Origin of the sequence: Sphingomonas sp. Leaf28 (genome assembly GCF_001421685.1) — a bacterium.
Lineage (GTDB): Bacteria > Pseudomonadota > Alphaproteobacteria > Sphingomonadales > Sphingomonadaceae > Sphingomonas > Sphingomonas aurantiaca.
In genome coordinates, this window is the sequence record NZ_LMKX01000001.1 from 267,048 (window position 1) to 293,299 (window position 26,252).

The following is a 26,252-nucleotide window of genomic DNA, read 5'->3' on the forward strand; positions in this document are numbered from 1 at the left end:
GCCGCCATGCTAGACACTGCCCCGATGGGAGACATGCCGCATCTGCTGCTCGTCGATGACGAGCGCTCGATCCGTGAGCCATTGGCCGCGTACCTCACCAAACAGGGGTTCCGCGTCACGCAGGCGGGCGATGCGGAGAGCGCGCGGACCCGGCTGACGGCCTATGCGATCGATCTCGTCATCCTCGACATCATGATGCCGGGCGAGGACGGGCTGTCACTGTGCCGGCATATCGCCGCGACCAGCGACGTGCCGGTGATCCTGCTGACCGCGCGCACCGAGGAGACCGACCGGATCATCGGGCTCGAAATGGGTGCCGACGATTATGTTGTGAAGCCGTTCTCGCCGCGCGAACTGGCGACGCGCGTGAAGGTGATCCTGCGTCGTGCGACCGCGGGCGGTGCGCGCCAGCACGCACCCGAGGCGAACGCCTATGCCTTTGCCGGCTGGGTGCTGAAATCGGGCGAGCGCGCGCTGGTCGACCGCGAGGGCGTGTCGGTGCCGTTGTCGACGGGCGAATATAATCTGCTGTTGGCGCTCGTCACGCGGCCGCGCCAAGTGCTCACGCGTGATCAGTTGCTCGACCTGACGCAGGGGCGCGAGGCGGCGGCGTTCGATCGCGCGATCGACAATCAGGTCAGCCGGTTGCGGCGCAAGATCGAGGCGGATGCGAAGACGCCGGAGCTGATCAAGACGGTATGGGGCGGCGGCTATACGCTGGCCGCGGAAGTCACGCGGCTGTGAGCAGGCAAGCGTGAGCCGGCCATGGCCGCGCAGCCTCGCCGGCCAGATGGCGTTGTTGATCGCGCTGGCGCTGTTCGTCGCGCAGGCGATCAACTTCGGGCTGATCCTGCGCGACCGGCTCGAATTCCGCCTCGCCCAGGCGACCCGCCCCGTCGCGATGCGGATCGCCGATGCGCTGGACCGAGAGGCGCATGCGGGTCGGCCGCTCACCGCCGATCGCGGCCGGGTGCGCCGCCTTGCCGCCGATCCGATTCCGCCGACCGGCTATGAGCATCATCCCGAGGTCGCCGCCGAACTGCGGCGCCAGCTCGCGGACCAGGGGGTGCTCGTCGGCAAGATCGATACCGGACTCCGTCCCGCGGCGCCCGAGAGCGATACAGCGCGCGACGATCGCCGCCGCGCCGGACTCCGCCGCAGCGACCGCGATGGAGCGGCGCTGTTGATTGCGGTCGAGCAGCCGGGCCGCGGCTGGCTGACGATCACCGCGCCATGGCCGCAACCCGGGCCGCGCCTGCTGCTGGCGTTGCTGAGCCAGACCGCGATCCTCTACATCATCGTGCTGTTGCCGATCCTGTGGATCCTGCGCCGATTGTCGCGTCCGTTGCGCGATCTGCGCGAGGCGGCGGAACGGTTCCGGCCCGGGGATCCCGGCGTACCGATGCCGCTTGCCGGCCCCGACGACGTCGCGGCGCTGATCACCGCATTCAATGCGCTCCGGCTGCGCGTGACGGCGATGCTCGACGAGAAGGACCGGATGCTCGGCGCGATCGGGCATGACCTGCGCACGCCACTCGCCGCGTTGCGCGTGCGGATCGAGTCGGTCGAGGACGACATGGATCGCGCGAAGATGATCGACACGGTGGCGGAGATGAACCGGACGCTCGACGACATCCTCTCGCTGGCACGGCTGGGGCGGCCGAGCGAACCGATGACCGATGTCGACCTCGCCGCACTGGTCGATGCGGTGGTCGAGGATTTCCGTGATCTCGGCTGCGAGGTGAGCTTCGTCGAGGCGGACCGGTTGCGTATGCGGTTGCGGCCGTCGCTGATGCGACGCGCGGTGCGCAACCTGATCGAGAATGCGGTGAAATACGGCGTCGCGGCGGAGGTGCGGGTGGAGGCGGGTGCGCGCTCGGTCGCAATCGTTGTGGCGGACCAGGGTCCCGGGATCCCCGAGGACCGCATGGGCGATGTGTTCGACGCATTCACGCGGCTGGAAAGTTCGCGCAACCGCGAGACGGGCGGGATCGGGCTGGGGCTGGCCTTGGCGCAGGCGATCGTGCGCGAGGCCGGCGGCGAGATCCGGCTGGTCAACCGGTCGGGCGGCGGCCTAGACGCGATCATCGATCTGCCGCGTTAGGTCTGTCTGCTCCCTCTCCCCGGCGGGGAGAGGGAGCAGGAGCGTTAGTCCTCGACGATCTGGCTGTTCGTCCGCGTATCCTTCATCATCAGATACACGACCAGCGACACTGCGATCATCGCGGTCACATACCAGTAGAAGCCGCGTTCGAAGCCGGCGTCCTTGAACTTCAGCGCGACGACCTCCGCGGTGCCGCCGAACAGCGTGTTGGCGAGCGCATAGGGCAAGGCGACGCCCAGCGCGCGGATATGCGCCGGGAACAGCTCCGCCTTCACGACCGCGTTGATCGACGTATAGCCCGTCACGATTACCAGCGCCGCCATCACCAGCAGGCCGGCATAGATCGGATTGGTCGCGGTCTCGAGCGCGGTGAAGATCGGATAGGTGAACAGCACCCCGGCGATGCCGAACGCGATCATCAGCGGTTTCCGCCCGACCCGGTCCGACAGACCACCCGCGACCGGTTGCAGCAGCATGAACACGAACAGCGTGGCCGCGTTGATCTGGCTCGCCACTTCGCGGCTGAACCCGCTGGTGTTGACCAGGAACTTCTGCATGTAGATCGAGTAGGCATAGAAGGCGAGCGTACCGCCCGCGGTCAGCAGCATCACCGTCATCGTCTCGCGCGGATGCTTGGTGACGAGCTGGAGGAAGCCCGACTTCGGCTTGCCGTCGCCCGCCTCGGACTTGGCGTTCTCGAAGCTCTGCGTCTCGGCGAGCCCGCGGCGGATGTAGAACACGACCACGGCCAGCACAGCCCCGATCGCGAACGGAATGCGCCAGCCCCAGGAATCGAGCGCCGCCTCGCTCATCGTCGACTGCAGCACCAGCAGCACGCAGATCGCGAGCAGCTGCCCAGAAATCAGCGTGACATATTGGAACGACGAGAAGAAGCCGCGGCGATCCTTGCCCGCCATCTCGGTCAGATACGTCGCCGACGCGCCATATTCGCCACCGACCGACAGCCCCTGCATCAGGCGCGCGATCACCAGCATGATCGGCGCGAACACGCCGATCGTCTCGTATCCCGGCGTACACGCGATGATCAGCGAGCCTGCGCACATGAGCGTGACCGCGACCGTCAGCCCCGCCTTGCGGCCGTGGCGATCCGAATAGACCCCCATGATCCACGCGCCGATCGGCCGCATCAGGAAGCCCACCGCAAAGATCGCCGCCGCGCTGAGCAGCTGCGCGGTGCGATCCGTCGACGGGAAGAAATGCGGTGCGAAATACAGCGTGAACGCGGAATAGACGTACCAGTCGAACCACTCGACGAGGTTGCCGGTCGATCCGCCGATGATCGCTTTCAGGCGTGTCTTCTGATCGGGAGCCATTACTTCACGTCCTGCGTCGCTGGAGTGGGGGCGAACCCGCGCTTCTTGAGCAGCGCGTTCACATCGGGGTCGCGACCGCGGAAGGCGCGATAGGCCTCGGCCCGATCGGTCTCGTTACCCGTCGACAGCAGCACGCGCGCGAACTTGTCGGCAGTCGGCTTGTCCCACGGACTGCCCGCCTCCTCGAACGCCGCGAACGTGTCGGCGTCCATCGTCTCCGACCAGAGATAGCTGTAATAGCCCGCAGAATAGCTGTCCGACGCGAACAGATGCTGGAACTGCGGCACGCGGTGACGCATCACCAGCTGCTTCGGCATGCCGATTTCGGCCAGCGTCGCGGCTTCAAACTTGTCCGGGTCTATCACGCCGTCTGGTACCGTGTGGATCTTCATGTCGACGATCGCCGACGAGAGGTATTCGGTGGTCGCAAACCCCTGGTTAAAGGTGCGCGATTTCTCGATCTTGTCGAGCAGGTCCTGCGGCATGGCGGCCTTGGTCTGGTAATGCCGCGCATATTTGTCGAGCACGTCACGAGTCAGCAGCCAATGCTCGTTCACCTGGCTCGGATACTCCACGAAATCGCGCGGTGTGCCGGCGAGCCCGGGATATTCGACGTTCTGCAGCATCGCGTGGATCGCGTGGCCGAATTCGTGGAACAGCGTCTGCGCATCGTCGAGGCTGATCAGGATCGGCTCGCCGGGCGCGCCCTTGGCGAAATTGTTGTTGTTCGACGACAGCACCAGCTGTGCCGGGGCAAGACCGCGCTGGCCACGATAGGTGTTCGCCCACGCGCCCGACCGCTTGCCGGTCCGCGCGAAGTCGTCGCGGTAGAACAGCCCGACATCCTTGCCGGCCTTGTCGGTCACGCTCCACACACGCATGTTCGGCTCGAACACGGGAACGGTGCCGGTGATCTCCTTGAAATTCAGCCCGTACAGCCGGTTGGCGGCGTAGAGCGATCCCTGGATGATGTTACTAAGCTCGAAATACGGCTTCAGCTGTGCCTGATCGAGATCGTACCGGCTTTTACGCACCTTCTCCTGGTAGAAGCGGTAATCCCAGGGTTCGATCGTCAGCGACGTGCCGGCGACCTTCTGCATGTCGGCGACTTCCTCGGCGACACGGGCGCGGGCGGCGGGCCAGACGCGCATCATCAGATCCATCGCCGCGGCGGGCGTCTTGGCCATCGTGTCCTGCATCCGCCAATCGGCATGCGTTTTGAACCCTAGCAGATGCGCGCGGTCGGCACGCAGCTTGACGATCTGCGCGATCGTCGCGTTCGTGTCGTTCGCATCGCCATTGTCGCCGCGGTTGACGAACGCGCGCCATACCTTCTCGCGGAGCGCACGATCAGTCGCGTAGGTCAGCACCGGATCGACCGCTGAGCGCGTGTTGACGATCGCAAAGCCCGGCAGCTTCCGCTCGGCAGCGGCGGCCTTGGCGACCGCCTTAACGCTGTCGGGCAACCCGGCCAGCTGCGCCGCGTCGGTGACTGAGATCGCCTTGCTCTCATCGGCCAGCAGCTTCTCGCCAAAGGTCGAGAAGGCAGTCGCGAGCTGCTGGTTATATTGCGACAACTGCGCCTTTTGCGCGTCGTTCAGCTTGGCGCCCTGCCGCACAGAGCTGTCGTAGATCCGAGTGACGAGCCGGATCTGCTTCGCGGTCAGCCCGCTCGTATTGCGCGTGTCGTAGATCGCCTGAACGCGCGCGAACAGCGGCTTATCGAAGGTGATCGCGTCCGAGGCGGCCGAGAATTTGGGCGACCATTCGCGGTCGAGCTTCTGATAGGCGGGCGTGTTCATGTTGCCCGTCATCACGCCGAACAGCGTCATCACCCGACCATAGCGCTTGCCCGCCAGCTGCATCGGCACGATCGTATTGGCAAACGTCGGCTTGGCCGGATTGTCGGCGATCTTGCGATAGTCGGCGGCGCGTTCGGCGAGCGTCGTCTCGAACGCCTGCGGGAACAGCTCGGGGCGAACCTTGTCCCAGGGAGGCACCCCGCCCATCGGGCCGGTCCAGTCGGCGAGCAAAGGATTGGCGGCAGGCGTAGCGGCCGGCGCAGTCTGCGCGACGACAGAGGTAGACGCCATCAGCGCGACGGCGCTCGCGGCGAGGTATAGAAACTTCACATGGATCTCCCGGTCGATGTCCCGGGTAGCATAGAGATAAAGTCACACAGAGGAAGGCGTGCGGGGTATTTAGGTCGCCACGCACTCCCGACCCACTACTCGGCCGCTCACTCCAGCGGCGGTTCCTCAGTCGATTGAAGCGCCGCCAACGCGGCGGCCGCGATCAATCGCCGGCCCGTTTCCGCCGCCGCCTCTGGCGTCATCGTGATCGCCAGTCCGTCGCGTCCGTCGAGCGTGACAACGCCGTCTTGCGCCGCGGCGACGCCTGCGATGGTTTCGGGCCTTAACATGATCACACTCCCGGTCGCGCCCTGCTTCCCGTGGCCAATTGCCGCGTCGCAGTCAGGAGCCGTTGGAACCGTACAGATATTGTGGTTCGAACTCGGCAACGGCTGCGAGCGCCTTACGATCCAGGATGCACACCTCATTTGCCTTAAATGTCAGCAAGTTCTTCTCGCGAAGCGAGCGCAGCACGCGGTTGACATGCACCCCGGTCAACCCACTGGCCTCGGCAATGTCCGGCTGCGTCATCGGCAGCATGTAACGCCCATCGGCCGCCAGCCCGACCATTTCCAGCCGTTCGTTAAGCTCGCAGAACAGATGTGCGACGCGGCCCTCCGCGCCAAGGCGGCCAAGCCGGAAAATCCACTCGCGGTGCATCGCCGCGTCGAGCAGCGTACTGAACCACAGCTTGCGCGTGAGATGCGGATAGCGTTCGGTGATCGTCTCGAGCGTCTGGTGATCGTAACAGGCGATCTTGACCGGGCCGAGCGTGGCGATGTCGTGATCGAGGCGACGCATCGGAAACGCGTGAAGATCGACGAAATCGCCGGGGACGTGGACCGCGACCAGCTGTCGCTGACCGTTGCGATCGTCCATGTAGCGGCACACAAACCCTTCGAGCAGCAGCGTGCTCGTGTCGATGATCACGCCGGCGCGGACGATCTGCTTGCGCGCGGCGACCTGCCGCACCGATCCGATGCTGTCCTCAAGGACGCGCTGTTCTTCGTCGCTGAGTTCGTGCCGGCCCCGGCCGAGCAGAAATTTACCCGAGATCATCACAGCTCCCGTCGCGTTCGGCCGCATATCGCGGCCGACCCTAGAAGACCCTAACAGGCCCCGCACCGATCTTCATCCTACGCGACCGCGGGACCGTACCGGGCCGTTCGCGGTCAGGGACGGACGGGAACTGCGCCCGGTGCACCCGGTGCGCCGCCCGGCATGCCGCGCTGCTGCATCTGGGCCTGCGCCTGCATCTGCTGGACGACGCTCTGCGGCAGGAAGTCGAGCAGCTCGACGTCGAAGATCAGCGTTGAGTTCGCCGGGATCGGCCCGGTCGCCTTGTCGCCATAGCCGAGCGACGGCTTCATCCAGAAGCGATACTTCGCGCCCTTCGGCATCAGCTTGAGCGCTTCCGAGAAACCCGGAACGACGCCGGTGACGGGCATCGGGGTCGGCTGCTGCGACTTGTCGAACGTCGTGCCGTTCAGCAGCTTGCCCTCGTAGTTGACGAGCGCGACGTCGGCGTCGGTCGGCTTGGCGGCGCCCGGCTTGCCCGGCGCGATCACCTTGTACTGCAGACCGGACGCGGTCACCACGACGCCGCGCGCCCGCGCGTTGCGCGCCAGCGGATCGTCGCCCTGCCGCGCCAGTGCGACAGCCGCGATCAACGCGAGCGCGATCCCGACCCAGAGATAGACAAGATAGCTGCGCTTGGTGGGCTGCAGCGGCACGGCGGTGACGGTCGACATCGGATAAGGCCCCGGTCATCTGGTCACGCCGGAGCGCCGCGCGTGCCGTTTGTAAAGTCTTGCGACTGGATCATTCCGGGGCTGCGAACATCGCAACCCCGAACCTCAAAGGATCCCGCGCCGATCGTGCGATGACGATCGATCCGCGGGACCGGTCATTCCTTAGCGGGCGCCGTCGCGCTCTGCGCGCTTGCGGTCCATCTTGCGCGAGCGACGGATCGCGGCGGCGCGCTCACGTGCGCGCTTCTCGGACGGCTTCTCGTAGTGACGGCGCAACTTCATCTCGCGATACACGCCTTCGCGCTGCAGCTTCTTCTTCAGCGCGCGGAGGGCCTGGTCGACGTTGTTGTCGCGTACGATGATCTGCATAAATCCGTTGAGCTCCGGTCGAATGGGTTTAGCCGTCGCGAACAGGTCCGCGCCGTATGAACCGTGCCCCCTAACAGCGCATCGGTCCGGTTTCAACCCTGCGCCCTCCGCGGCCCCGCAGAATCGCCGCGTTTGCGAGTGGCGTGACGTGCGGCTAGGAGCAGCGGATGACCCGCACGCCCCTCACGCTTTACAACAGTCTCTCGCGCGAACTCGAGACCTTCCGGCCGATCGATCCGGCCGATGTCGGCATCTATTCATGCGGGCCCACGGTCTACAACTATGCGCATATCGGCAATCTGCGCGCCTATGTGTTCACCGACACGCTGAGCCGCGTCCTGACGTGGAAGGGCTATCCGCTCACCCACATCATCAACATCACCGATGTCGGGCATCTGACGTCGGATGCGGATGTCGGCGACGACAAGATGGAGGCGGCCGCGCGCGCCAGCGGGCAGGATATCTGGGCGATCGCGAAACACTATACCGACGCGTTCAAGCAGAACCTCGCCGACCTGAACATCCGCGCCCCCACCCGCTTTCCGCTCGCTACCGATCACATCCCCGAGATGATCGCGTTTGCCGAGGCGATCGCCGAGCGGCATTGCTATGTCCTGCCCGACGGCCTGTATTTCGACACGACGACGGTGCCCGATTATGGTCGCCTCGCCCGGTCGCAGGACGACACGGGTGAGAGCCGGATCGATCCGGTCGAGGGCAAGCGCCACCCGCAGGACTTTGCGATCTGGCGGACGTCCGCGCCGGGCGAGAACCGGCAGATGGAATGGGATTCACCCTGGGGTCGCGGTGCGCCCGGCTGGCATCTCGAATGCTCGGTGATGAGCAAGAAGTATCTCGGCGCGACGTTCGACATCCACACCGGCGGGATCGATCACCGCGAGATCCACCATCCCAACGAGATCGCGCAGAATCAGGCGCATTGCGACTGCGGCGATACCGGCGCGACGCTGTGGATGCACAACAACTTCCTGGTCGAACGCTCAGGCAAGATGTCCAAGTCGGGCGGTAAGTTCACCACGCTCAAAACGCTGGTCGACCGGGGCTTCCACCCACTCGCCTACCGGCTGATGTGCCTTCAGGCGCAGTATCGCAGCGAGCTGGAATTCTCATGGGAGAATCTCGCCGCGGCGCAAACTCGCCTGAAGCGACTGGCGATCACGGTCGATGCGTTGCGCAGCCGGCCCGCGGGCGGCCCGTCGGGTAGCGCGTTTGCCTATCGCGACCGGCTAGACGCCGCAGTGTCGGACGATCTGTCGACGCCGCGCGCGCTGCCGATCCTCGACGAGATGCTCGGCGACAAGCGCGTCGCGCCGGCGGACCGGCTGGCGGCGCTCGTCGATTTCGACGCGGTGCTGGGCCTCGATCTGGCGACGATCCGCCGCGAAGACCTGCGCGTCCGCCCGATATCGGCGACGCTCGACGAAGCGACGATCGCGGATCGCCTCGACGAGCGGCGGGCGGCGCGTGCGGCGAAGGATTTCCCGCGCTCCGACGCGATCCGCGACGAACTGGCGGCAGCCGGCGTCGAGGTCATGGACGGCGATCCGCTTGGCTGGGACTGGAAACTGGGCTGACGCCTCAGCGAAAGCCCAGCCAGTAGAGCAGGCCGATATTGACCGCGAGCAGTGGCAGCGCGGTCGGCACCTGCGCGCGGATGACCGCGTTCTTGTCCTTGAGGTCGAGCAGCGCGGCGGGGACGAGATTGAAGTTCGCCGCCATCGGCGTCATCAGCGTGCCGCAGAACCCGCTGAGCATGCCGATCGCCGCAACGACGGCGGGGTCGCCGCCATAGTGCCGGACGAGTAGCGGGATCCCGATCGCCGCCGCCATTACCGGGAACGCCGCGAACGCATTGCCCATGATCATCGTGAACAGCGCCATGCCGAGCGTGTAGGCAAGGACCGCGCCGATCAAGCTGTTATCCGGGATCGCATGGCCCGCCAACCCGCCGACGACGTCCCCCACGCCCGCCAGCGCGAAGACCGCGCCGAGGCTCGCCAGCATCTGCGGCAACACTGCCGCCCAGCCGATGGCATCCATCACCCGTAAACCTTCCGCGAGCGGCGTGGCGACACGCGGGCGGAACCAGGCCTGCATCGCAATCAGCGCGATCAGGACGCCGCAGGTTAGCGCGACGAGCGTCGCCTGCTTGGGATCGACGAGGCTCGGGACCGCGCGGAACAGCACGGTGCCGCCCAACGCCGCGGCCGGGATGATCAGCGCGGGGAGGAATATCCGGTTGCCGAGCCGTGCGGCGTCGTCCCGCCGCGCGTCGAGCGAGGTTGTGGCCCGCCCGCCCCGCCCTATCGCGCCCGAGCCTGCGATCGCGACGAGCGCCAGGACGAGGACGCCATTGCCGACGTCACCCAGTCGCCCGCCAAGCAGGAAGCTGACCGCCAGCACCGCATAGAACGCCGCATTGCCAAGGCGCTTGGGATTGGTGCGATCGGTCGCGCTCAGCACTGCGAACGCCGCGAACATCAGCCCCGCCACCGCGTAGATGAAGCCGGTGCCGATCACGCCGCGCGCGCCAGTCGGCGATCGAGCAGCCAGAGGCGGAACCCGTGGATCACGAACGCGGCGATTGCAGTCGGGATCGCCCACACCGAAAGATGCAGCGGCTGGATGACGATGCCATAGCCCTCGAGCACGCCCTTCATCAGCAGGATCGAGCCGATCGCGATGAAGATGTCCTCACCGAAGAACAGCCCGATATTGTCGGTCGCCGCGGCCATCGCCGGTATGCGGTCGCCGCCCGGCGGAAGGCCCTGCGCCTCGGCGGCGGCTTCGGCCATCGGCGCGACGAGCGGGCGGACGCTCTGCGCCGGGCCGGCGATCGACGTCAGGCCGAGGGCTGCGGTCAACTGGCGAAATAGCAGGTAGCCGATCAGCAGCCGCCCGACCGTCGCGCCCCTGAGCTTGCCGATCGCGAGCCGCGCGCGTTCCTGCAATCCGTGGCGTTCGAGCATCCCGATCACCGGCAGCACGAGGTAGATCACCGTGACATAGCGGTTGTCGTTGAACGCCTTGCCGAACGCCGCGAGAATCGCGAGCGGCGCGATCCCCGCGGCAAGGCCCGTGGCCAGCGCGGCGACCGCGACCACGAGCAGCGGATTGAACCGAAGCAGGAAGCCCGCGACGATCACCACTATACCGCACAGGACCAACATAGCGTTCTAGCGCGCCTGCTTGGCGAAATCGGCGTCGAACCCGGCTTTGGCTTTCGCGACGATCCCGGGCAGCAGCGTCGAATCGACGAACGCGGTCGTGTCGCCCGCCGCGCGGCGCCGGCCGCGTGCGATCACGTCGGCGAGTTCGGGATGCGACGGCAGGACGATGTCGGCGTGCAGCGTACCGAGCATCGCGATACTGCGGCGATAGTCGCCGACGATGCCCGGATAGGCGCGATTGCCGATCAGACGATTGCCCGCGACGCTGACGCTGCACGGGAAGACGACGTCGAGCGCGCGCGGCCGCGCGGGGATCCGCATCGTCCAGGTCGTGCAGCCGGGGGTGTGCCCCGGCGTCGTGCGCGCGGTCATCGTGACGGTGCCGAGCGTCACCGTGTCACGATCGCGAACGCCGCGATCGACCGGGACCGCGGGAAAGCGAATGACGCCATAGTTCGTCTCGCCGGGTGGTATCCCGGTTTCGAGCGCGCGGACGTCGCCGACGCCCGCGACGACCCGCGCGCCGGTCGCGCGCTTGAGCGCGGCCACGCCCGCCGCATGATCGAAATGCGCATGCGTGACAAGGATCAGCTTCACGTCGCGCAGGCGAACACCGGCCGCGACGATGTTGCGCCCGATCATCCCCGCATTCTCGGCAAGCGTCCCGTCGATCAGGATCGCGCCTGCGGGCGTCTTGATCAGATAGGCAGCGATCCCTTCGCTACCGACATAGGTGATCGGACCGGCAATAGGGAACGGCGCCTGCGGCCGAGTCCAGGCAGGCGGATCCGCCGCGCCGAGCAGCAGCGGAGCGGTCGCGGCGATGCCCAGTGCGCCGATCAAGGATCTGACGCGGAAACCTAACGCCCCCCCCCCGCCAGGGGGAGGTGGCAGGCGCAGCCTGACGGAGGGGGCGGTCGGCGCTACCATTGGTTTCGTATCCTCCCCCTCCGTCGCCGTCGGCGCCACCTCCCCCTTGCGGGGGAGGATCAGATGCCCGTCTCCCTTACCCGCTTATTCCCACTCGATCGTGCCGGGGGGCTTCGAGGTGTAGTCGTAGGTGACCCGGTTGATGCCCTTCACCTCGTTGATGATCCGCGTTGCGACGCGCGGCAGGAAGTCGCCGGGGAACTGGAACGCCTGCGCGGTCATGCCGTCGGTCGACGTCACCGCGCGCAAGGCCAGCACGTTGTCATAGGTGCGACCGTCCCCCATCACCCCGACGCTGCGCACCGGCAGGAGCACCGCGAACGCCTGCCAGATCGTGTCGTAGAGACCCGCCGCGCGGATCTCCTCGAGATAGATCGCATCCGCTTTCCGCAGGATGTCGCAGCGTTCCTTGGTCACTTCGCCAGGGATGCGGATCGCAAGGCCGGGTCCAGGGAACGGGTGGCGGCCGACGAAGATCTCCGGCAGCCCCAGCTCGCGACCCAGCGCGCGAACCTCGTCCTTGAACAGCTCGCGCAGGGGCTCGACGAGCTTCATGTTCATGCGCTCGGGCAGACCGCCGACATTGTGGTGGCTCTTGATCGTTACCGACGGCCCGCCGGTGAAGCTGACGCTCTCGATCACGTCGGGATACAGCGTCCCCTGCGCAAGGAACTCCGCGCCGCCAAGCTTCTTCGCCTCGGTATCGAACACGTCGATGAAGGTCTTGCCGATGAACTTGCGCTTCAGCTCGGGGTCGGTGATTCCGGCGAGGCCGCTGAGGAACAGCTCCTCGACGTTCACATGGATCAGCGGGATGTGGTAGGCGCCGCGGAACAGGCTGACCACCTGCTCGCTCTCGCCCGCGCGCATCAGGCCGTGATCGACATAGACGCAGGTGAGCTGCTCGCCGATCGCCTCGTGGATCAGGACCGCCGCGACCGCCGAGTCGACGCCGCCCGACAGGCCGCAGATGACCCGGCCCGTGCCGACCTGCGCGCGGATCTCGGCGATCTTGGTCTCGCGGAACTCGGCCATCGTCCAGTCGCCACTGAGCCCGCAGACGTGCCGCGCGAAGTTCGCGATCAGCTTGCCACCGTCCGGCGTGTGGACGACCTCGGGGTGGAACTGCACGCCGTAAAAGCGCCGGGCCTCGTCGGCGACGATCGCATAGGGCGCGCCGGTCGAGGTCGCGACGGGGGTGAACCCCGGCGGGATCGCGTCGACCTTGTCGCCGTGGCTCATCCAGACCTGGTGGCGTTCGCCCTCGGCCCACAGTCCGTCGAACAGCGCGCAAGCCGACTTGACCTCGATGAACGCGCTGCCGAACTCGCCGCCATCACCCGAGACGATCACGTTGCCGCCCAGCTGGGCCGACATGACCTGCTGGCCGTAACAGATGCCGAGGATCGGGATACCCGCCTCGAAGAAGCGCTGCGGCACGCGTGGGGAATTCTCCGCGGTGACCGAGGCGGGACCACCCGAGAGGATGATGCCCTTGGGCTGCATCCGGTCAAAGGCGGCCTCGGCCGACTGGAAGGGGGCGATCTCGCTATAGACGCCGGCTTCACGCACGCGGCGGGCGATCAGCTGGGTTACCTGGCTGCCGAAATCGACGATGAGAATGCTGTCTGGGTGCTCCATGTCGGGCGCATAGCCGGATGGGACCCGTAACGAAAGAGGCCGCGCTTCCCGGATGGGAAACGCGGCCTGCAATTCGACTAACGAGAGGCGGGGATTATGCTGCTTCGTTGTAATCCTCGTCCGACATCACCGGACCCGAATCCTGGCCCTTCGCCGAGACGTCGCGGTCGACGAACTCGATGACGGCCATCGGCGAGGCGTCCGACATGCGGATACCAGCCTTGATGACGCGGGTGTAACCGCCGTTGCGATCCGCATAACGGGTCGCCAGAACGTCGAACAGCTTGATCAGCTGTGCGTCGTCGAGCAACCGACCGTGCGCGAGACGACGGTTGGACAGGCCGCCCTTCTTCGCGAGCGTGATCAGCTTCTCGATGTAAGGACGCAGTTCCTTCGCCTTGGCGACGGTGGTGGTGATCTGCTCGTGCTTGATGAGCGCGGCGCTCATGTTGCGGAACAGAGCAAGACGGTGGGCCGAGGTCCGCTGAAGCTTACGGCCGCCTACGCGATGGCGCATGTTTAATACCTTTTCGTTCGTTCAGGGGCCGTATGAGGTACCCGGGAGCTGGTGGGGACGAGGAGCCCACCTGGATAATCGTCATCCCAGCGAACGCTGGGATCTCCATGAGGAACGGACCGGACCCGTACCGCAATACCCCAGTTTTCGCTGGAGTGACGGCATGGGCCCGATGTCGCTTACCCCATGATTTCCTGCTCGAGCTTCTTGGCCATCTCTTCGATGTTCTCAGGTGGCCAGCCCGGGATTTCCATCCCCAGGCGAAGACCCATCGACGACAGCACTTCCTTGATCTCGTTCAAGGACTTGCGGCCGAAGTTAGGCGTACGCAGCATCTCGGCTTCGGTCTTGCCGACCAGATCGCCGATATAGATGATGTTGTCGTTCTTGAGGCAGTTCGCCGAACGCACCGACAGCTCCAACTCGTCGACCTTCTTGAGAAGGTAACGGTTGATCTGCTGCGTGTCGCCTGCGGGCTCCGCACCACCGGCAGCGGGTGCTGCCTGGCCGATCGGGGCCGACGAACGCGTCACCGACGAATCGTCGAAGTGGACGAACAGCGCGAGCTGGTCCTGGAGGATGCGACCGGCATAGCCGACTGCGTCTTCCGGGGTGATCGTGCCGTCGGTTTCGATCGTCAGCGTCAGCTTGTCGTAATCCAGGTCCTGACCAACGCGGGTCGGGTCGACCTTGTACGACACCTGCCGTACCGGCGAGTACAGCGCATCGACCGGGATCAGACCGATCGGCGCGTCGGCCGGGCGGTTTGCGGTCGCGGGCACGTAACCCTTACCGATGTCGGCGGTCAGCTCCATGTTGAGCGTCGCACCCTCATCGAGGTGGCAGATCACGAGATCCTTGTTCATGATCTCGATGTCGCCCGAGACGGCAATGTCGCCGGCCTTGACTTCACCCGGACCCGTTGCCGAGAGCTGGAGGCGCTTGGGCCCCTCGCCCTGCATGCGGATCGCGATCTGCTTCACGTTGAGGACGATGTCGGTCACGTCCTCGCGGACGCCTGCCAGAGACGAGAACTCATGCAGCACGTTCTCGATCTTGATCGAGGTGACGGCCGCGCCCTGCAGCGACGAGAGCAACACGCGACGCAGCGCGTTGCCGAGCGTCAGGCCGAAGCCCCGCTCGAGCGGCTCGGCGATGAAGGTCGCCTTGCGCTTGGTGTCGCCACCGGCCTTTTTCTCCAGGCCGCTGGGCTTCTTGAGTTCCTGCCAGTTCTTTGCGTTGACAGACACTTGCTTCCCCTAATTTGGGGGCCGGCGAACGGGTGTGTCCGCCGACCATGAAAATACACCCGTGCGGCGCGATCAACCGCGCACGGGAGGCGGAGAATCAGACGCGGCGACGCTTCGAAGGACGCACGCCGTTGTGCGGGATCGAGGTCACGTCACGGATCGACGTGATCTGGAAACCGACAGCCTGCAGTGCGCGCAGTGCCGATTCGCGACCCGAGCCGGGGCCCTTGACCTCGACTTCGATCGTGCGGACGCCGTGCTCGGCGGCCTTCTTGCCGGCGTCTTCCGCTGCGACCTGCGCCGCGTACGGAGTCGACTTGCGCGAGCCCTTGAAGCCCATTGCGCCCGCCGACGACCACGAGATCGCGTTGCCTTGGGCATCGGTGATCGTGATCATGGTGTTGTTGAAGCTGGCATTCACGTGAGCGACGCCAGAGGTGATGTTCTTGCGCTCGCGCCGCTTAATGCGCTGAGGTTCGCGTGCCATGGTGTATTTCCTGACCTGTATCTGCGTGACGCCGGGCGGCCCGTTGGGACCAGCGCCGGCGGAGTAATCCATTGAAAAAGTGGATTACTTCTTCTTGCCGGCGATCGGCTTGGCCTTGCCCTTGCGGGTGCGCGCATTGGTATGCGTACGCTGGCCGCGGACCGGGAGGCCCTTGCGATGACGCAGGCCGCGATAGCAGGCGAGATCCATCAGGCGCTTGATGTTCATCGAGGTCTGGCGGCGCAGATCGCCCTCGACGGTGTGATCGGCGTCGATCGTCTCGCGGATGTGCAGGACTTCCTGGTCGGTCAGGTCCTGGACTCGCGCCGTATCGGCGATACCGAGCTTCGTGATGATTTCCTTGGCCTTGGTCGAACCGATGCCGTGGATATAGGTCAGCGCGATCACCACGCGCTTGTTGGTCGGGATATTAACACCCGCGATACGTGCCATGAACTTGGTTCTCCTGCTCCACGGGCTTCGGCATGGCTGCACGAAGCCCATCTCCTAGCGATGATCCGAACGCACGATAGCGACGAACGCAAACAAGCGCCGCCGGAACCGTCGTGTCGGGGAGAGTTCGAATAAGCGCGCGCCAACGCGCTGTCAAGCGAGCGGTTCCGCTCAGTGGGCAGGCGTGCGACGCATCTTGAGCCAACGACGGAACGAGACGATCGTCCAGATCATCTCGACCACCCCGAACGGCCAGGCACCCTGGAGGAACCCGTAGATAGACCCCAGCACGCACCCAAACGCGAAGCCGAGCGTCCACCAGTGCGAACCGGCTTCCTTGGCATAGCATAGCAAGGTGAACGAGACCGCGGCTAGACCGAATAACGAGAGAGCATCCATATCCGACCCATGCCCCGAACCGGCAACAAAGGCCATGTCGGGCGTGCAGCGCTATAGGACCGTCGATCCGTCAGCGACGGCCACGCCTCACGCCAACTGCCCGTCGACGCCAAACGCCGTCTTTCTCCTCACTTCCGCCCGAACAGCTTCTCGATGTCGCCGTGTGCGAGCTTCACCCAAGTCGGGCGGCCGTGGTTGCATTGGCCGGAGTGCGGCGTGATCTCCATCTCGCGGAGCAACGCGTTCATTTCGGGGACCGACAATATGCGGCCGGCGCGGACCGAGCCGTGGCACGCCATCGTCCCCGCCACCGCGTCGAGACGCTCCTTCAACGACAAGGCCTCGTCGAACGCGGCGAGTTCGTCGGCGAGGTCGGTGACGAGGCCCTTGGGATCGCTCTGGCCGAGCAACGCGGGCGTCGCGCGCACCAGCATCGCGTGCGGGCCGAAGCGTTCGAGGTCGAGGCCGAATTCCGACAGTTCCTCGGTGCGCGCTTCGAGGCGGTCGCAGGCGGATTCGTCCAGTTCGACGACTTCGGGGATCAGCAACGCCTGGCTGGCGATCGTGCCGCCGATCAATGCCACGCGCATGCGTTCGAGGACGAGGCGTTCGTGCGCGGCGTGCTGGTCGACGAGGACGAGCCCGTCTTCGGCTTCTGCAACGATATAGGTCTTGGCGACCTGGCCGCGGGCGACGCCCATCGGGAAGGATGCGGTTTGCGGTGGGGGTGTCCAGGCGGGTTCGGCGCGCGCTTGCGGGGGCGCGGCGAAGAAGGTGGCGCGCGCGTCGTTGACGGCGCCGTAGTGGCGGTTTTCGAGCGGTAGCCTTTGGGGCGTGCTCTCACCTTCCCATCCGCTTTGCGGACGGGCCCCTTCCTCTCCCCCGGGGGGAGAGGAATTTTCTTGTTGCCACATCGCGAGCGCGGATTCGGACGCGCGCTGGCTGCGATGGCCCGCCGCATCGAGCGCGCGGCGGAGGCCCGAGACGATCAGGCCTCTCACCATGGCGGGGTCACGGAAGCGGACTTCGGTCTTGGCGGGGTGGACATTGACGTCGACCTGGTCGGTCGGGATGTCGAGGAACAGCGCGACGACGGCGTGCCGGTCGCGCGGGAGCATCTCGGCATAGGCGCCGCGGATCGCGCCCATCAGCAAGCGGTCCTTCACCGGCCGGCCGTTGACGAACAGATATTGGTGGTCGGCGATGCCGCGATTGTAGGTCGGCAGACTCGCGACGCCGCCCAGCACGACGCCCTCGCGCTCCAGATCGATCGCCACCGCATTGTCGGCCAGCGCGCGGTCGGTGAGCGTCGCCACCCTGCCGGGCCGATCCTCGACCTGAACCGCCGACAGCGCGCGGCGACCATCATGCTCGAGCGTGAAGCCGATGTCGGGCCGGGCCATCGCGAGCCGGCGGACGACGTCGAGGCAGGCGGCATATTCCGCGCGGGGGGAGCGTAGAAACTTGCGGCGGGCGGGGACGCGCGCGAACAGGTCCTCGACCACGACGCGCGTGCCGGGCGGGAGCGCGGCGGGGCCTTCGCGCGTGACCTGGCCATTGTCGACGGTCCGTGCCCAGCCTTCGGCGCCGCGGATCCGGCTTTCGATCGTCAGCCTTGCGACGCTCGCGATCGAGGGCAACGCCTCGCCGCGAAAACCGAGCGTTACGACCGATTCGATATATTCGTCGGGCAGCTTCGAGGTTGCATGCCGCTCCAGCGCGAGCGCCATGTCGGCCGGCGCCATCCCGCAGCCATCGTCGGCGACTTCGATCCGCGACGTCCCCCCTTCGACGAGGAGAATTGCGATCCGCCCCGCGCCTGCATCGATCGCGTTTTCGACCAACTCCTTCAACGCGCTGGCGGGTCTTTCCACCACTTCACCGGCGGCGATGCGATTGACCAGATGCTCGGGGAGGCGCCGTATTGACATGGGTTTCCGTCTAGACCAAGCGACGGCATCCCGCGACCCGCAAACGCCCGCTTATTTAGGCACCCGGTGCTCGAAACCACCGGCGGGTCCCGCGAGATGATGTGTGCGAAATGCCGCCCGTCCGGCGGCCAGGATTACGGGACCCTGATTGAATGGCCTTCTACTCGCGTTTCTTCAAGTTCATGTCGCACGACATGGCGATCGACCTCGGCACCGCGAACACCGTCGTCTACGTCCGTGGCCGCGGCATCGTCCTGAACGAGCCGTCGGTGGTCGCCGTCGAGACGATCAACGGGATCAAGCGCGTCAAGGCGGTCGGTGACGACGCCAAGATGATGATGGGCAAGACGCCGGGCAACATCGAGGCGATCCGGCCTTTGCGCGACGGCGTGATCGCGGACATCGACGTCGCCGAGCAGATGATCAAGTATTTCATCCAAAAGGTGCACGGGCCGCGCAAGTTCGCGCGCTGGCCCGAGATCGTAATCTGCGTGCCGTCGGGCTCCACCAAGGTCGAACGCCGCGCGATCCGCGATGCCGCGTCGAACGCGGGCGCGTCGCAGGTCTGGCTGATCGAGGAGCCGATGGCGGCGGCGATCGGCGCGGACATGCCCGTCACCGAGCCGATCGGCTCGATGGTCGTCGACATCGGCGGCGGCACGACCGAAGTCGCGGTGCTCTCGCTGCGCGGCCTCGCCTACACGACGTCGGTGCGCGTCGGCGGTGACAAGATGGACGAGGCGATCGTCTCCTATGTCCGCCGCAACCATAACCTGCTGATCGGCGAAGCGACCGCGGAGCGGATCAAGAAGGAAGTCGGCATCGCCAAGCCGCCGGTCGACGGCATCGGCATGATCATCCAGATCAAGGGCCGTGATCTCGTCAACGGCGTGCCGAAAGAGATCCAGATCAACCAGGGCCAGATCGCGGAGGCGCTCAGCGAGCCGGTCGCGACGATCGTCGAGGGCGTCCGCGTCGCACTCGAGAACACCGCGCCCGAGCTCGCCGCGGACATCGTCGATCAGGGCATCGTGCTGACCGGCGGCGGCGCGCTGCTGCAGGGGCTCGACGAGGTGCTGCGCGACGAGACCGGGCTGCCGGTGACGGTCGCCGAGGACCCGCTGACCTGCGTCGCGCTCGGTACCGGCCGCGCGCTCGAGGATCCGTTGTTCCGCGGCGTGCTGATGAGCGGCTAACAGGTTGGTTTTGCTTTAAGACACGCGGACACGAAATCGCGTCGTCCGAGTCGCGGGGGGATATCCCTCCGCGCTTCGGCGGCGCCCGAGACAGGGGGACAGGCGCATGGCGCCAGCCCGCGACCGGCGCACGGGGTTTTCCCGGCGCCGGCAATATGGTGTGTTCATGGGCTATGTGCTCGCCGTCGCTGGTGCGGTGGTGGGCCTGGTGCTGCTTGTCGCGTCGACCTTCAATCCGCCCGCCTTCTCCGCGCTGCGGATGGGGGTCGCAGGCGTGACGGCACCGGTGTCGACGGGGCTTGCGACGGTCGGCTCGGGCATCGCCGGCATCCCCGAGGCAATCGGCCAGTATTTCTTCGTGAAGCAGGAGAATGTCGCGCTGCGGGCAGACCGCGACCGGACGCGGGCGCTGCTGATGCGCGCGCGGACGATCGCCTATGACAATCGCCGACTGCGCAGCCTGCTCGCGATCCGCGACCGCGCGGCAGAACCCGTCGTGACCGCCCGGCTGGTCAGCTCGAGCGCGTCGAGCGGTCGGCGTTACGCGTTGCTCAACGCTGGCCGATGGAACGGCGTGAAGCCCGGCATGCCGGTGCGCGGCCCCGACGGTCTGATCGGCCGCGTCGTCGAGACCGGGCCCAACGCCGCGCGCGTGCTGCTACTCAGTGACGGCGACAGCATCGTCCCCGTCCGCCGCACGCGCGACGGCCTGCCAGCGATCGCCGCCGGGCGCGGCGACGGGATGGTCGACATCCGCTCGGTCAACGCGACCAACGTGCGCTTCAACGCGGGCGATCTGTTCGTGACGACCGGCACCGGCGGCATCTACGGCCCCGGCGTACCCGTCGCCCGCGTCGCCAAGGCGGGCTCCGATTCGGTGATGGCACGGACCTTCGCCGATCCAGACACGCTCGATTTCGCGCTGGTCGAGAACGTGTTCATGCCCGTCCCCCCGCCCCGCCCGATCGCACAACAGTGAGCGCCGAGCGATGAGCCGCCCCCGCGTCGTCGACAGCGTCGATTACAAGCCGTTCGAGACCAAGCTGCCCGCCAGCCGCGCGCGCGCAATTCCGTGGGCGACGGTGATGGCGGGATCGCTGATCACGATCATCCCGGTGGTCGCGACGATCCCGCTCCTTCCCCCGTTCGGGTTCGTCATGCTGCTGGCGTGGCGACTGCTCGCACGGTTCGCGTTCCGGCCCTGGGCAGCCGCACCGCTCGGCTTTTTCGACGATCTGGTCAGCGGCCAGCCGCTCGGCAGCGCGGTGCTGATGTGGTCGCTCGCGTTCGTCGCGATCGACATGCTCGAGCAGCGTCTCGCCTTTCGGGACCATTGGCAGGACTGGCTGATCGCGAGTGGTCTGATCGCGCTGTGCATCATCGTCGGCCGGTTCATCGCGGTCCCGGTCGGTGCGCATGTCGACACGATCCTGATCGCGCAGATCGCGGTCACCATCCTCACCTTCCCGCTGGCCGCGCGCATCGTCGCGGCGATCCAGAACAAGCGCGGTGCCGAATGAGGAACACGCCGCGGATCGTCACCGAGATGTCGCAGGCGTACAGCTTCTCGCGCCGCGCCTGGATGCTGGGCGCGGCGCAAGGCGGCGTCGGGTTGCTGCTCGCGGGGCGGATGGCCTGGCTGTCGGTCGCGCAGAACGAGCGCTACACGATGCTGTCCGAGAGCAACCGCGTGAACATGACGCTGCTGCCCCCGCGGCGCGGCTGGATCGTCGATCGCCACGGCGTGCCGATCGCCAACAACCGCACCGATTTTCGCGTCGACATCATCCCCGACCGGCTGCGCGACAAGGAGCGCGTGCTGCCGCTGCTCGGCCGCATCCTCCAGCTGCCGCCCGAGGAAGTCGAACGGATCGCGATCGACCTCGAGCACGCCGCCGGCTTCCAGCCCGTCCAGGTCGCCGAGAATCTCGACTGGGAGCGGTTTGCCGCGGTCAGCGTCCGCCTGCCCGAACTGCCCGGCGTCGCGCCCACCCGCGGCTTCGCGCGCAGCTATCCCGCGGGCGCCGCGGTCGCGCACCTGACCGGCTATGTCGGCGTGCCCAATGCCGAGCAGTACAAGAAGACGCGCGACCCGCTGCTCGTCACGCCCGGCTTCAAGCTCGGCAAGGACGGGCTCGAAAAGATGCTCGAGACCGAGCTGCGCGGTGTCGCCGGCGCCAAGCGAGTCGAGGTCACCGCGCGCGGCAAGCTGGTCGCCGAACTCGCGACCAAGCCCGACGTGCCGGGCAAGACTGCGCGCCTCACGATCGACGTGGGGCTTCAGGAATATGCCGCGCGGCGGCTTGGCACCAATTCCGGGTCGGTCGTCGTGATCGACTGCCGCACCGGCGAGATGCTCGCGATGGTGTCGATGCCTGCCTATGATCCGAACAGCTTTTCGGACGGGATCAGCCATCTCGAATGGCAGATGCTGAGCGACGACGACCACGTGCCCTTGATGAACAAGGTGACGCAGGGGCTGTATCCGCCGGGCTCGACCGTCAAGCCGATGAACGGGCTCGCGCTGATGAACGCCGGCGTCGATCCAATGACCCGCGTGAACTGTTCGGGCGCGATGCGGCTCGGCACCAGCGTGTTCCATTGCCACAAGAAAAGCGGCCACGGTCCGCTCGATCTCAAGAACGCGATCATGCAGAGCTGCGACATCTATTTCTACGAGATGGCGCGGCGGGTCGGCTACAACGCGATTGCGCCCGTCGCACGCACGCTGGGGCTCGGACAGAAGTTCGACCTGCCCTTCTCGACGCAGCGCTACGGCACGGTCCCCGATCCGGCGTGGAAGCTGAAGAAGTACAAGCATGACTGGACCGTCGCGGATTCGCTGAATGCATCGATCGGCCAGGGTTATGTGCTCGCCAATCCCTTGCAGCTCGCGGTGATGGCCGCGCGGCTGGCGTCGGGGCGCGCGTTACAGCCGAGCATCCTGGCCGACCATGTCCACCGCGACTCCCCTGCCCTCGCGATCGATTCCGAGCACCTCGCGCGCGTCCGCGACGCGATGTTCGGGGTGATCAACCAGGGCGGCACCGGCGGTGCGGCGAAACTGCTCATCCCCGGCGTCGCGATCGCGGGCAAGACCGGCACCGCGCAGGTCCGCCGCATCACGATGGCGGAGCGGCGCTCGGGCGTGCTCAAGAACGGGCAGCTGCCGTTCAAGATGCGCGATCACGCGCTGTTCATCGGTTTCGCCCCCGCCGACAACCCGCGCTATGCGCTCGCGGTCGTGCTCGAGCATAACGGCCATACCGTGCGCAACCTCGACACGCCGATGATCGGCCGCGACATCATGACCTATATGCTCGACCGCGAGCGTGCGCTGAAATCGCTCGCCGAGGTCGAACCGACCTGGGGCGGCGACATCCGCACGCGCATGGCCGCGACCGCGGAGACCTATCGCAAGGCGCAATCCGCGCCGCCCGCGGCGATCGCCACCAAGACCGACGCGATCGTGCCGAGCGACGCGCCCGCGGTCGCGAACGCCACCGACCTGGCCAACGCGACGCAGGAAGCGCTCACCGCCCCCGGCGCGAGCGTGGCCGAAGACGATTCGAGGGACCGCCAGCCATGACCAGCCGCCGATGAACCGGATCGTCCCCGAACCGCTCGCAAAGCTGCCCTGGCTCGTGATCCTGCTGGTCGTCGCGATCGGCTGTTTCGGGCAGGTCGTGCTCTATTCCGCCGCGGGCGGCTCGTTGCGGCCTTGGGCGCTGTCGCAGGGAATCCGCTTCTTCGTGCTGCTCGCCGGCGCGATCGGCCTTTCCTACATCCCCGAGCGCAGCTGGAAGGCGGTGGCGCTCCCCGCCTATGCGCTCATCGTGCTGTCGCTGATCGCGGTCGAGATTCTCGGCAAGGTTTCGGGCGGCTCGCAGCGCTGGCTCGATCTCGGGTTCATCCGCTTGCAGCCCTCCGAATTCATGAAGCCTGCGATCGTGCTGGCAGCCGCGAAATTCTACGACATGCTCCCGCCCGGCGAGACGCGGCGGTTCGGCGGCGTCTGGCCTGCCGCGCTGCTGATCGGCGTCCCCGCGGCGATCGTCATGAAGCAGCCCGATCTGGGCACCGCGCTGATGATCTGCTCGGGCGGCGCGACCGTCATGTTCCTCGCCGGCATCCCGCTGCGGCTGTTCGTCGGCGGCGCGATCACTGCGGCGATCGCGATCCCGCTGTCGATCAACTTCCTGCTCCACGACTATCAGCGCAACCGCATCCTGATCTTCCTTGATCCCGAAAGCGATCCGCTCGGCACCGGCTATCACATCAGCCAGTCGAAGATCGCGATCGGGTCTGGCGGGATCTGGGGCAAGGGCTTCCTCCAGGGCACGCAGAGCCATCTCGATTACCTCCCCGAAGGCCATACCGACTTCGTCTTCGCGACGATGGCGGAGGAATGGGGGCTGGTCGGCGGCTGCCTGCTCATCCTCGCCTTCCTGCTGGTGATCCGCTGGGGCATCGAGGTCGGCCAGCGCGCACAGACCCGCTTTGGCCGGCTGACCGCGGCGGGGCTGTCGACGACGATCTTCTTCTACGTCGCGATCAACCTGATGATGGTGATGGGCCTCGCCCCCGTCGTCGGCATCCCGCTACCGCTGGTCAGCTTCGGCAGCTCGGCGCAGATGACCGTGCTGCTGTGCCTGGGCATCCTGATGTCGATCGACCGGCAGAACCGCAAGACGGTCGGCTGGTGACTCGAAAATCGGTTTAATCTGCAAAAATATGCCGAGTTTGACGAAAATGGACTCGGATCGACGAAAAAGGGGTTGCGGCCCCCGATGAGTCTGCTAACAGCGCGCCTCCAGCAGCGGGGCGCCACACCAGGGCGCCACTAAAAACCGCCCCGGAATGGACGCATAGCTCAGTTGGTAGAGCAGCTGACTCTTAATCAGCGGGTCCTTGGTTCGAGCCCAAGTGCGTCCACCATTCTCCTTAAACGATGAATTACCGAGCGGTTGCTACGTGCAGCCCCCCGTCCAGCGTAGGGCGCGCGCTCTCAAGTGCGAACGGCTACCCGAAAGCCGTTACCTCAATTCTCACGAAACAGTCGGTGGGTCGATCGCACAGTCGGGCCGTACTCGCACTCGCCGCCATGGTTCGCGTCGATCGTGACCCGGGGTAGCGGCACGGTGTAGGCACCGCATGAATCAGGGCCGATACCGTGCCGGCAGGCTAGACTCCACGATGCAGCCGCCTGTAGCTTGGCGGCATCATCGGCAGGACGTCCTATCGCGGGGCGGGGACTGAAAGGTGCGACCGCGTATGCTTCGATCCGCAACGCCGTTCCGACCACCAGCCCCTGGCGCCGCGATCCTCGCCGATGCGGCGGGACAAGCACTCTCCGCCATCGACGTCTGGACGATATCGCTCGACGCAGGCAGTGCGGATGTCGTTGCGGCAGCGGACGTGCTCGACGCGGCGGAGCGTGCGCGCGCTGCACGGTTCGTCTTCGAGCGCGACCGCACGGCGTTCACGATCGCGCGCGCGGCGCTGCGCCATATCCTCGCAGGATATGTCGGCCTCCCCGCGGACCGGGTGCCGCTCTGCACCGGCACATTCGGCAAACCCCAGCTGGGCGATCCCTGCCACCTGACCGGCGTTCAGTTCAACGTGGCGCATTCGGGGCAGCATGCGCTCGTCGCGGTTACCCGGCAGCGCGCCATCGGTATCGATATCGAGCATGTCCGTCCGATGCACGATCTCGACGGGGTCGCGGCGATCGTTCTCAGCCCGGCCGAATATCGCGTGTTCACGGATTGCACGCCGGACGATCGGCTGGAGCTCTTCCTGAGCGCCTGGACCCGCAAGGAGGCCTATCTCAAGGCACGGGGCGAAGGCCTCGCCCGCTCCCCGACATTGTTGGAATGCAGCGCATTGCTTGGCGGCGCCGAGACGATACGTGACCCGGATGACGATTCGGCAGCACGGCGCTGGTCGGTAATGACGTGGTGCGGGGCAGACTACAGGGCCGCATTGGTCGCAGAAGGCCCGCTCGGCACCGTCACATTCAAGTGAGTACGATTTTGCACGGTAGACGTAGCACTTGCTTCGCATGCACAAGTACTTGCTGATTTGGTTCATCCATATCTGCGGCGTTTCGATCTATTTTGACTGCGACTCATGCTGCCATCTTCGAAGCGCGATGATACGAAGTCATCAGTAGCCGCTACGGTTGCTGGAATCGTTAGATGTCGCGTTTATCCTATTGAAAGGACAGCAAATGGCTAGCACGCAAACAATGGACGGTAACACAGCCCTGGCGCGGACTGCTCTGGTTGCCGGGGAAGTCCTGATTCCGGGCACCAGCAACATCATCGCGGGGAATATCGGCGCAGGTCTCGGAACCTTGGTCGGTACCGGTGTCGCGATCGCGGTTCTCGCACCACTCTCCCCGCTCCTCGCCGGCCTCGCCGCCATCGGCCTGCGGATCAACTCGTACAAGCTGGCGACCACCGGCACGAGCATGATGACGAGCGTGCGGGACATCATGCCGTCTTTCGACGCGCCCAAGAACGCCGGCACCGCGACCAAGACGGCGAACTAATGCCCCCCTGC

26 protein-coding genes and 1 tRNA gene are annotated in these 26,252 nt (G+C 66.2%); 11 read left to right on the plus strand and 16 right to left on the minus strand.

Translation table 11 applies throughout. The features are described 5' to 3' along the window. Positions 1 to 24 precede the first annotated feature (24 nt). Together ASE79_RS01265 and ASE79_RS01270 are read left to right on the plus strand one after the other, a co-directional pair. Positions 25 to 744, plus strand: coding sequence for a response regulator (locus ASE79_RS01265; RefSeq protein WP_056411068.1), 720 nt, complete (start codon positions 25 to 27; stop codon positions 742 to 744). 46 nt (positions 745 to 790) lie between these two features. Further along, on the plus strand, positions 791 to 2,104 hold the full coding sequence (locus ASE79_RS01270; RefSeq protein ID WP_082444994.1) for a sensor histidine kinase: 1,314 nt from the start codon (positions 791 to 793) through the stop codon (positions 2,102 to 2,104). 44 nt (positions 2,105 to 2,148) lie between these two features. Here ASE79_RS01270 and ASE79_RS01275 read toward each other — a convergent pair whose 3' ends face one another. The 6 genes from ASE79_RS01275 to rpsU all read right to left on the minus strand — a co-directional run bounded on the left by ASE79_RS01275 (position 2,149) and on the right by rpsU (position 7,690). Continuing rightward, on the minus strand, positions 2,149 to 3,438 hold the full coding sequence (locus ASE79_RS01275; protein WP_056411074.1) for an MFS transporter: 1,290 nt from the start codon (positions 3,436 to 3,438) through the stop codon (positions 2,149 to 2,151). Next, on the minus strand, positions 3,438 to 5,570 hold the full coding sequence (locus tag ASE79_RS01280; protein WP_056411077.1) for a M3 family metallopeptidase: 2,133 nt from the start codon (positions 5,568 to 5,570) through the stop codon (positions 3,438 to 3,440). Before ASE79_RS01280 ends, ASE79_RS01275 begins: the two co-directional genes overlap by 1 nt. Before the next feature lie 107 nt (positions 5,571 to 5,677). Beyond that, complete coding sequence (locus ASE79_RS01285) at positions 5,678 to 5,860, minus strand: hypothetical protein (RefSeq protein WP_056411080.1); 183 nt, start codon at positions 5,858 to 5,860, stop codon at positions 5,678 to 5,680. Positions 5,861 to 5,912: 52 nt separating this feature from the next. After that, entirely contained in the window at positions 5,913 to 6,629 is a 717-nt protein-coding gene (locus ASE79_RS01290) for a Crp/Fnr family transcriptional regulator (protein WP_056411083.1), read from the minus strand. Positions 6,630 to 6,742: 113 nt separating this feature from the next. Further along, positions 6,743 to 7,321 (minus strand): FKBP-type peptidyl-prolyl cis-trans isomerase, encoded by a 579-nt coding sequence (locus ASE79_RS01295; RefSeq protein ID WP_056411086.1) that lies wholly within the window; start codon positions 7,319 to 7,321, stop codon positions 6,743 to 6,745. Between the two features lie 162 nt (positions 7,322 to 7,483). Next, positions 7,484 to 7,690, minus strand: coding sequence for a 30S ribosomal protein S21 (gene rpsU / locus ASE79_RS01300; RefSeq protein ID WP_056411089.1), 207 nt, complete (start codon positions 7,688 to 7,690; stop codon positions 7,484 to 7,486). 167 nt (positions 7,691 to 7,857) lie between these two features. Between rpsU and cysS the strand changes: the two genes are divergently transcribed. Next, complete coding sequence (gene cysS / locus ASE79_RS01305) at positions 7,858 to 9,285, plus strand: cysteine--tRNA ligase (RefSeq protein WP_056411092.1); 1,428 nt, start codon at positions 7,858 to 7,860, stop codon at positions 9,283 to 9,285. Between the two features lie 4 nt (positions 9,286 to 9,289). On the opposite strand, the gene ASE79_RS01310 is transcribed toward cysS, so the two are convergent. The 10 genes from ASE79_RS01310 to mutL form a co-directional block, all read right to left on the minus strand. Next, positions 9,290 to 10,231, minus strand: coding sequence for a DUF979 domain-containing protein (locus ASE79_RS01310; RefSeq protein WP_056411096.1), 942 nt, complete (start codon positions 10,229 to 10,231; stop codon positions 9,290 to 9,292). Next, positions 10,228 to 10,881: a DUF969 domain-containing protein gene (locus ASE79_RS01315; protein ID WP_056411098.1), complete on the minus strand. Its 654-nt coding sequence runs from the start codon at positions 10,879 to 10,881 to the stop codon at positions 10,228 to 10,230. Before ASE79_RS01315 ends, ASE79_RS01310 begins: the two co-directional genes overlap by 4 nt. A 6-nt stretch (positions 10,882 to 10,887) precedes the next feature. Continuing rightward, on the minus strand, positions 10,888 to 11,724 hold the full coding sequence (bla, locus tag ASE79_RS01320; RefSeq protein WP_056411101.1) for a subclass B3 metallo-beta-lactamase: 837 nt from the start codon (positions 11,722 to 11,724) through the stop codon (positions 10,888 to 10,890). Between the two features lie 171 nt (positions 11,725 to 11,895). Continuing rightward, positions 11,896 to 13,452, minus strand: a complete 1,557-nt coding sequence (gene guaA, locus ASE79_RS01325; RefSeq protein WP_056411103.1) for a glutamine-hydrolyzing GMP synthase — start codon at positions 13,450 to 13,452, stop codon at positions 11,896 to 11,898. Positions 13,453 to 13,546: 94 nt separating this feature from the next. Continuing rightward, entirely contained in the window at positions 13,547 to 13,969 is a 423-nt protein-coding gene (rplQ, locus tag ASE79_RS01330; RefSeq protein ID WP_055878595.1) for a 50S ribosomal protein L17, read from the minus strand. A 179-nt stretch (positions 13,970 to 14,148) separates the two neighbouring features. Further along, positions 14,149 to 15,219, minus strand: a complete 1,071-nt coding sequence (locus ASE79_RS01335) for a DNA-directed RNA polymerase subunit alpha (RefSeq protein ID WP_031395236.1) — start codon at positions 15,217 to 15,219, stop codon at positions 14,149 to 14,151. A gap of 97 nt (positions 15,220 to 15,316) precedes the next feature. Next, on the minus strand, positions 15,317 to 15,706 hold the full coding sequence (rpsK, locus tag ASE79_RS01340; protein WP_031395237.1) for a 30S ribosomal protein S11: 390 nt from the start codon (positions 15,704 to 15,706) through the stop codon (positions 15,317 to 15,319). Between the two features lie 84 nt (positions 15,707 to 15,790). Continuing rightward, positions 15,791 to 16,159, minus strand: a complete 369-nt coding sequence (gene rpsM / locus ASE79_RS01345) for a 30S ribosomal protein S13 (RefSeq protein ID WP_055878599.1) — start codon at positions 16,157 to 16,159, stop codon at positions 15,791 to 15,793. Between the two features lie 171 nt (positions 16,160 to 16,330). Further along, positions 16,331 to 16,558, minus strand: coding sequence for a hypothetical protein (locus ASE79_RS01350; RefSeq protein WP_056413148.1), 228 nt, complete (start codon positions 16,556 to 16,558; stop codon positions 16,331 to 16,333). Between the two features lie 128 nt (positions 16,559 to 16,686). Further along, entirely contained in the window at positions 16,687 to 18,489 is a 1,803-nt protein-coding gene (mutL, locus tag ASE79_RS01355; RefSeq protein ID WP_056411106.1) for a DNA mismatch repair endonuclease MutL, read from the minus strand. 152 nt (positions 18,490 to 18,641) lie between these two features. On the opposite strand from mutL, the gene ASE79_RS01360 reads away from it, so the two are divergent. From ASE79_RS01360 to ASE79_RS01395, 8 genes are all read left to right on the plus strand, one after another. After that, a complete protein-coding gene (locus tag ASE79_RS01360; protein WP_055878614.1) occupies positions 18,642 to 19,685 on the plus strand; it encodes a rod shape-determining protein in 1,044 nt (347 codons plus the stop codon). A 106-nt stretch (positions 19,686 to 19,791) separates the two neighbouring features. After that, positions 19,792 to 20,664, plus strand: coding sequence for a rod shape-determining protein MreC (mreC, locus tag ASE79_RS01365; protein ID WP_056411108.1), 873 nt, complete (start codon positions 19,792 to 19,794; stop codon positions 20,662 to 20,664). Positions 20,665 to 20,674: 10 nt separating this feature from the next. Further along, positions 20,675 to 21,205 (plus strand): rod shape-determining protein MreD, encoded by a 531-nt coding sequence (gene mreD / locus ASE79_RS01370; protein ID WP_056411110.1) that lies wholly within the window; start codon positions 20,675 to 20,677, stop codon positions 21,203 to 21,205. Further along, a complete protein-coding gene (gene mrdA / locus ASE79_RS01375; RefSeq protein WP_056411111.1) occupies positions 21,202 to 23,274 on the plus strand; it encodes a penicillin-binding protein 2 in 2,073 nt (690 codons plus the stop codon). Before mreD ends, mrdA begins: the two co-directional genes overlap by 4 nt. 10 nt (positions 23,275 to 23,284) lie before the next feature. After that, on the plus strand, positions 23,285 to 24,391 hold the full coding sequence (rodA, locus tag ASE79_RS01380; RefSeq protein WP_056411114.1) for a rod shape-determining protein RodA: 1,107 nt from the start codon (positions 23,285 to 23,287) through the stop codon (positions 24,389 to 24,391). Positions 24,392 to 24,547: 156 nt separating this feature from the next. Continuing rightward, a tRNA-Lys gene (locus ASE79_RS01385) sits at positions 24,548 to 24,623 on the plus strand. Positions 24,624 to 24,959: 336 nt separating this feature from the next. Beyond that, positions 24,960 to 25,712: a 4'-phosphopantetheinyl transferase family protein gene (locus ASE79_RS01390; protein WP_056411115.1), complete on the plus strand. Its 753-nt coding sequence runs from the start codon at positions 24,960 to 24,962 to the stop codon at positions 25,710 to 25,712. A 205-nt stretch (positions 25,713 to 25,917) separates the two neighbouring features. After that, a complete protein-coding gene (locus tag ASE79_RS01395; RefSeq protein WP_151992137.1) occupies positions 25,918 to 26,241 on the plus strand; it encodes a hypothetical protein in 324 nt (107 codons plus the stop codon). Positions 26,242 to 26,252 lie beyond the last annotated feature (11 nt).

Bases quoted from the DNA above. Each gene is read 5' to 3' on its own strand.
- mreC (WP_056411108.1), top strand. From the start codon at position 19,792: ATGGCGCCAGCCCGCGACCGGCGCACGGGGTTTTCCCGGCGCCGGCAA.
- cysS (WP_056411092.1), top strand. From the start codon at position 7,858: ATGACCCGCACGCCCCTCACGCTTTACAACAGTCTCTCGCGCGAACTC.
- ASE79_RS01265 (WP_056411068.1), top strand. From the start codon at position 25: ATGGGAGACATGCCGCATCTGCTGCTCGTCGATGACGAGCGCTCGATC.
- mreD (WP_056411110.1), top strand. From the start codon at position 20,675: ATGAGCCGCCCCCGCGTCGTCGACAGCGTCGATTACAAGCCGTTCGAG.
- rpsU (WP_056411089.1), bottom strand. From the start codon at position 7,690: ATGCAGATCATCGTACGCGACAACAACGTCGACCAGGCCCTCCGCGCG.
- ASE79_RS01275 (WP_056411074.1), bottom strand. From the start codon at position 3,438: ATGGCTCCCGATCAGAAGACACGCCTGAAAGCGATCATCGGCGGATCG.
- ASE79_RS01295 (WP_056411086.1), bottom strand. From the start codon at position 7,321: ATGTCGACCGTCACCGCCGTGCCGCTGCAGCCCACCAAGCGCAGCTAT.
- ASE79_RS01395 (WP_151992137.1), top strand. From the start codon at position 25,918: ATGGCTAGCACGCAAACAATGGACGGTAACACAGCCCTGGCGCGGACT.
- ASE79_RS01270 (WP_082444994.1), top strand. From the start codon at position 791: ATGGCGTTGTTGATCGCGCTGGCGCTGTTCGTCGCGCAGGCGATCAAC.
- ASE79_RS01360 (WP_055878614.1), top strand. From the start codon at position 18,642: ATGGCCTTCTACTCGCGTTTCTTCAAGTTCATGTCGCACGACATGGCG.
- rpsK (WP_031395237.1), bottom strand. From the start codon at position 15,706: ATGGCACGCGAACCTCAGCGCATTAAGCGGCGCGAGCGCAAGAACATC.
- ASE79_RS01390 (WP_056411115.1), top strand. From the start codon at position 24,960: ATGCTTCGATCCGCAACGCCGTTCCGACCACCAGCCCCTGGCGCCGCG.
- ASE79_RS01285 (WP_056411080.1), bottom strand. From the start codon at position 5,860: ATGTTAAGGCCCGAAACCATCGCAGGCGTCGCCGCGGCGCAAGACGGC.
- rodA (WP_056411114.1), top strand. From the start codon at position 23,285: ATGAACCGGATCGTCCCCGAACCGCTCGCAAAGCTGCCCTGGCTCGTG.
- rpsM (WP_055878599.1), bottom strand. From the start codon at position 16,159: ATGGCACGTATCGCGGGTGTTAATATCCCGACCAACAAGCGCGTGGTG.
- guaA (WP_056411103.1), bottom strand. From the start codon at position 13,452: ATGGAGCACCCAGACAGCATTCTCATCGTCGATTTCGGCAGCCAGGTA.
- ASE79_RS01350 (WP_056413148.1), bottom strand. From the start codon at position 16,558: ATGGATGCTCTCTCGTTATTCGGTCTAGCCGCGGTCTCGTTCACCTTG.
- rplQ (WP_055878595.1), bottom strand. From the start codon at position 13,969: ATGCGCCATCGCGTAGGCGGCCGTAAGCTTCAGCGGACCTCGGCCCAC.
- mutL (WP_056411106.1), bottom strand. From the start codon at position 18,489: ATGTCAATACGGCGCCTCCCCGAGCATCTGGTCAATCGCATCGCCGCC.
- ASE79_RS01290 (WP_056411083.1), bottom strand. From the start codon at position 6,629: ATGATCTCGGGTAAATTTCTGCTCGGCCGGGGCCGGCACGAACTCAGC.
- ASE79_RS01315 (WP_056411098.1), bottom strand. From the start codon at position 10,881: ATGTTGGTCCTGTGCGGTATAGTGGTGATCGTCGCGGGCTTCCTGCTT.
- mrdA (WP_056411111.1), top strand. From the start codon at position 21,202: ATGAGGAACACGCCGCGGATCGTCACCGAGATGTCGCAGGCGTACAGC.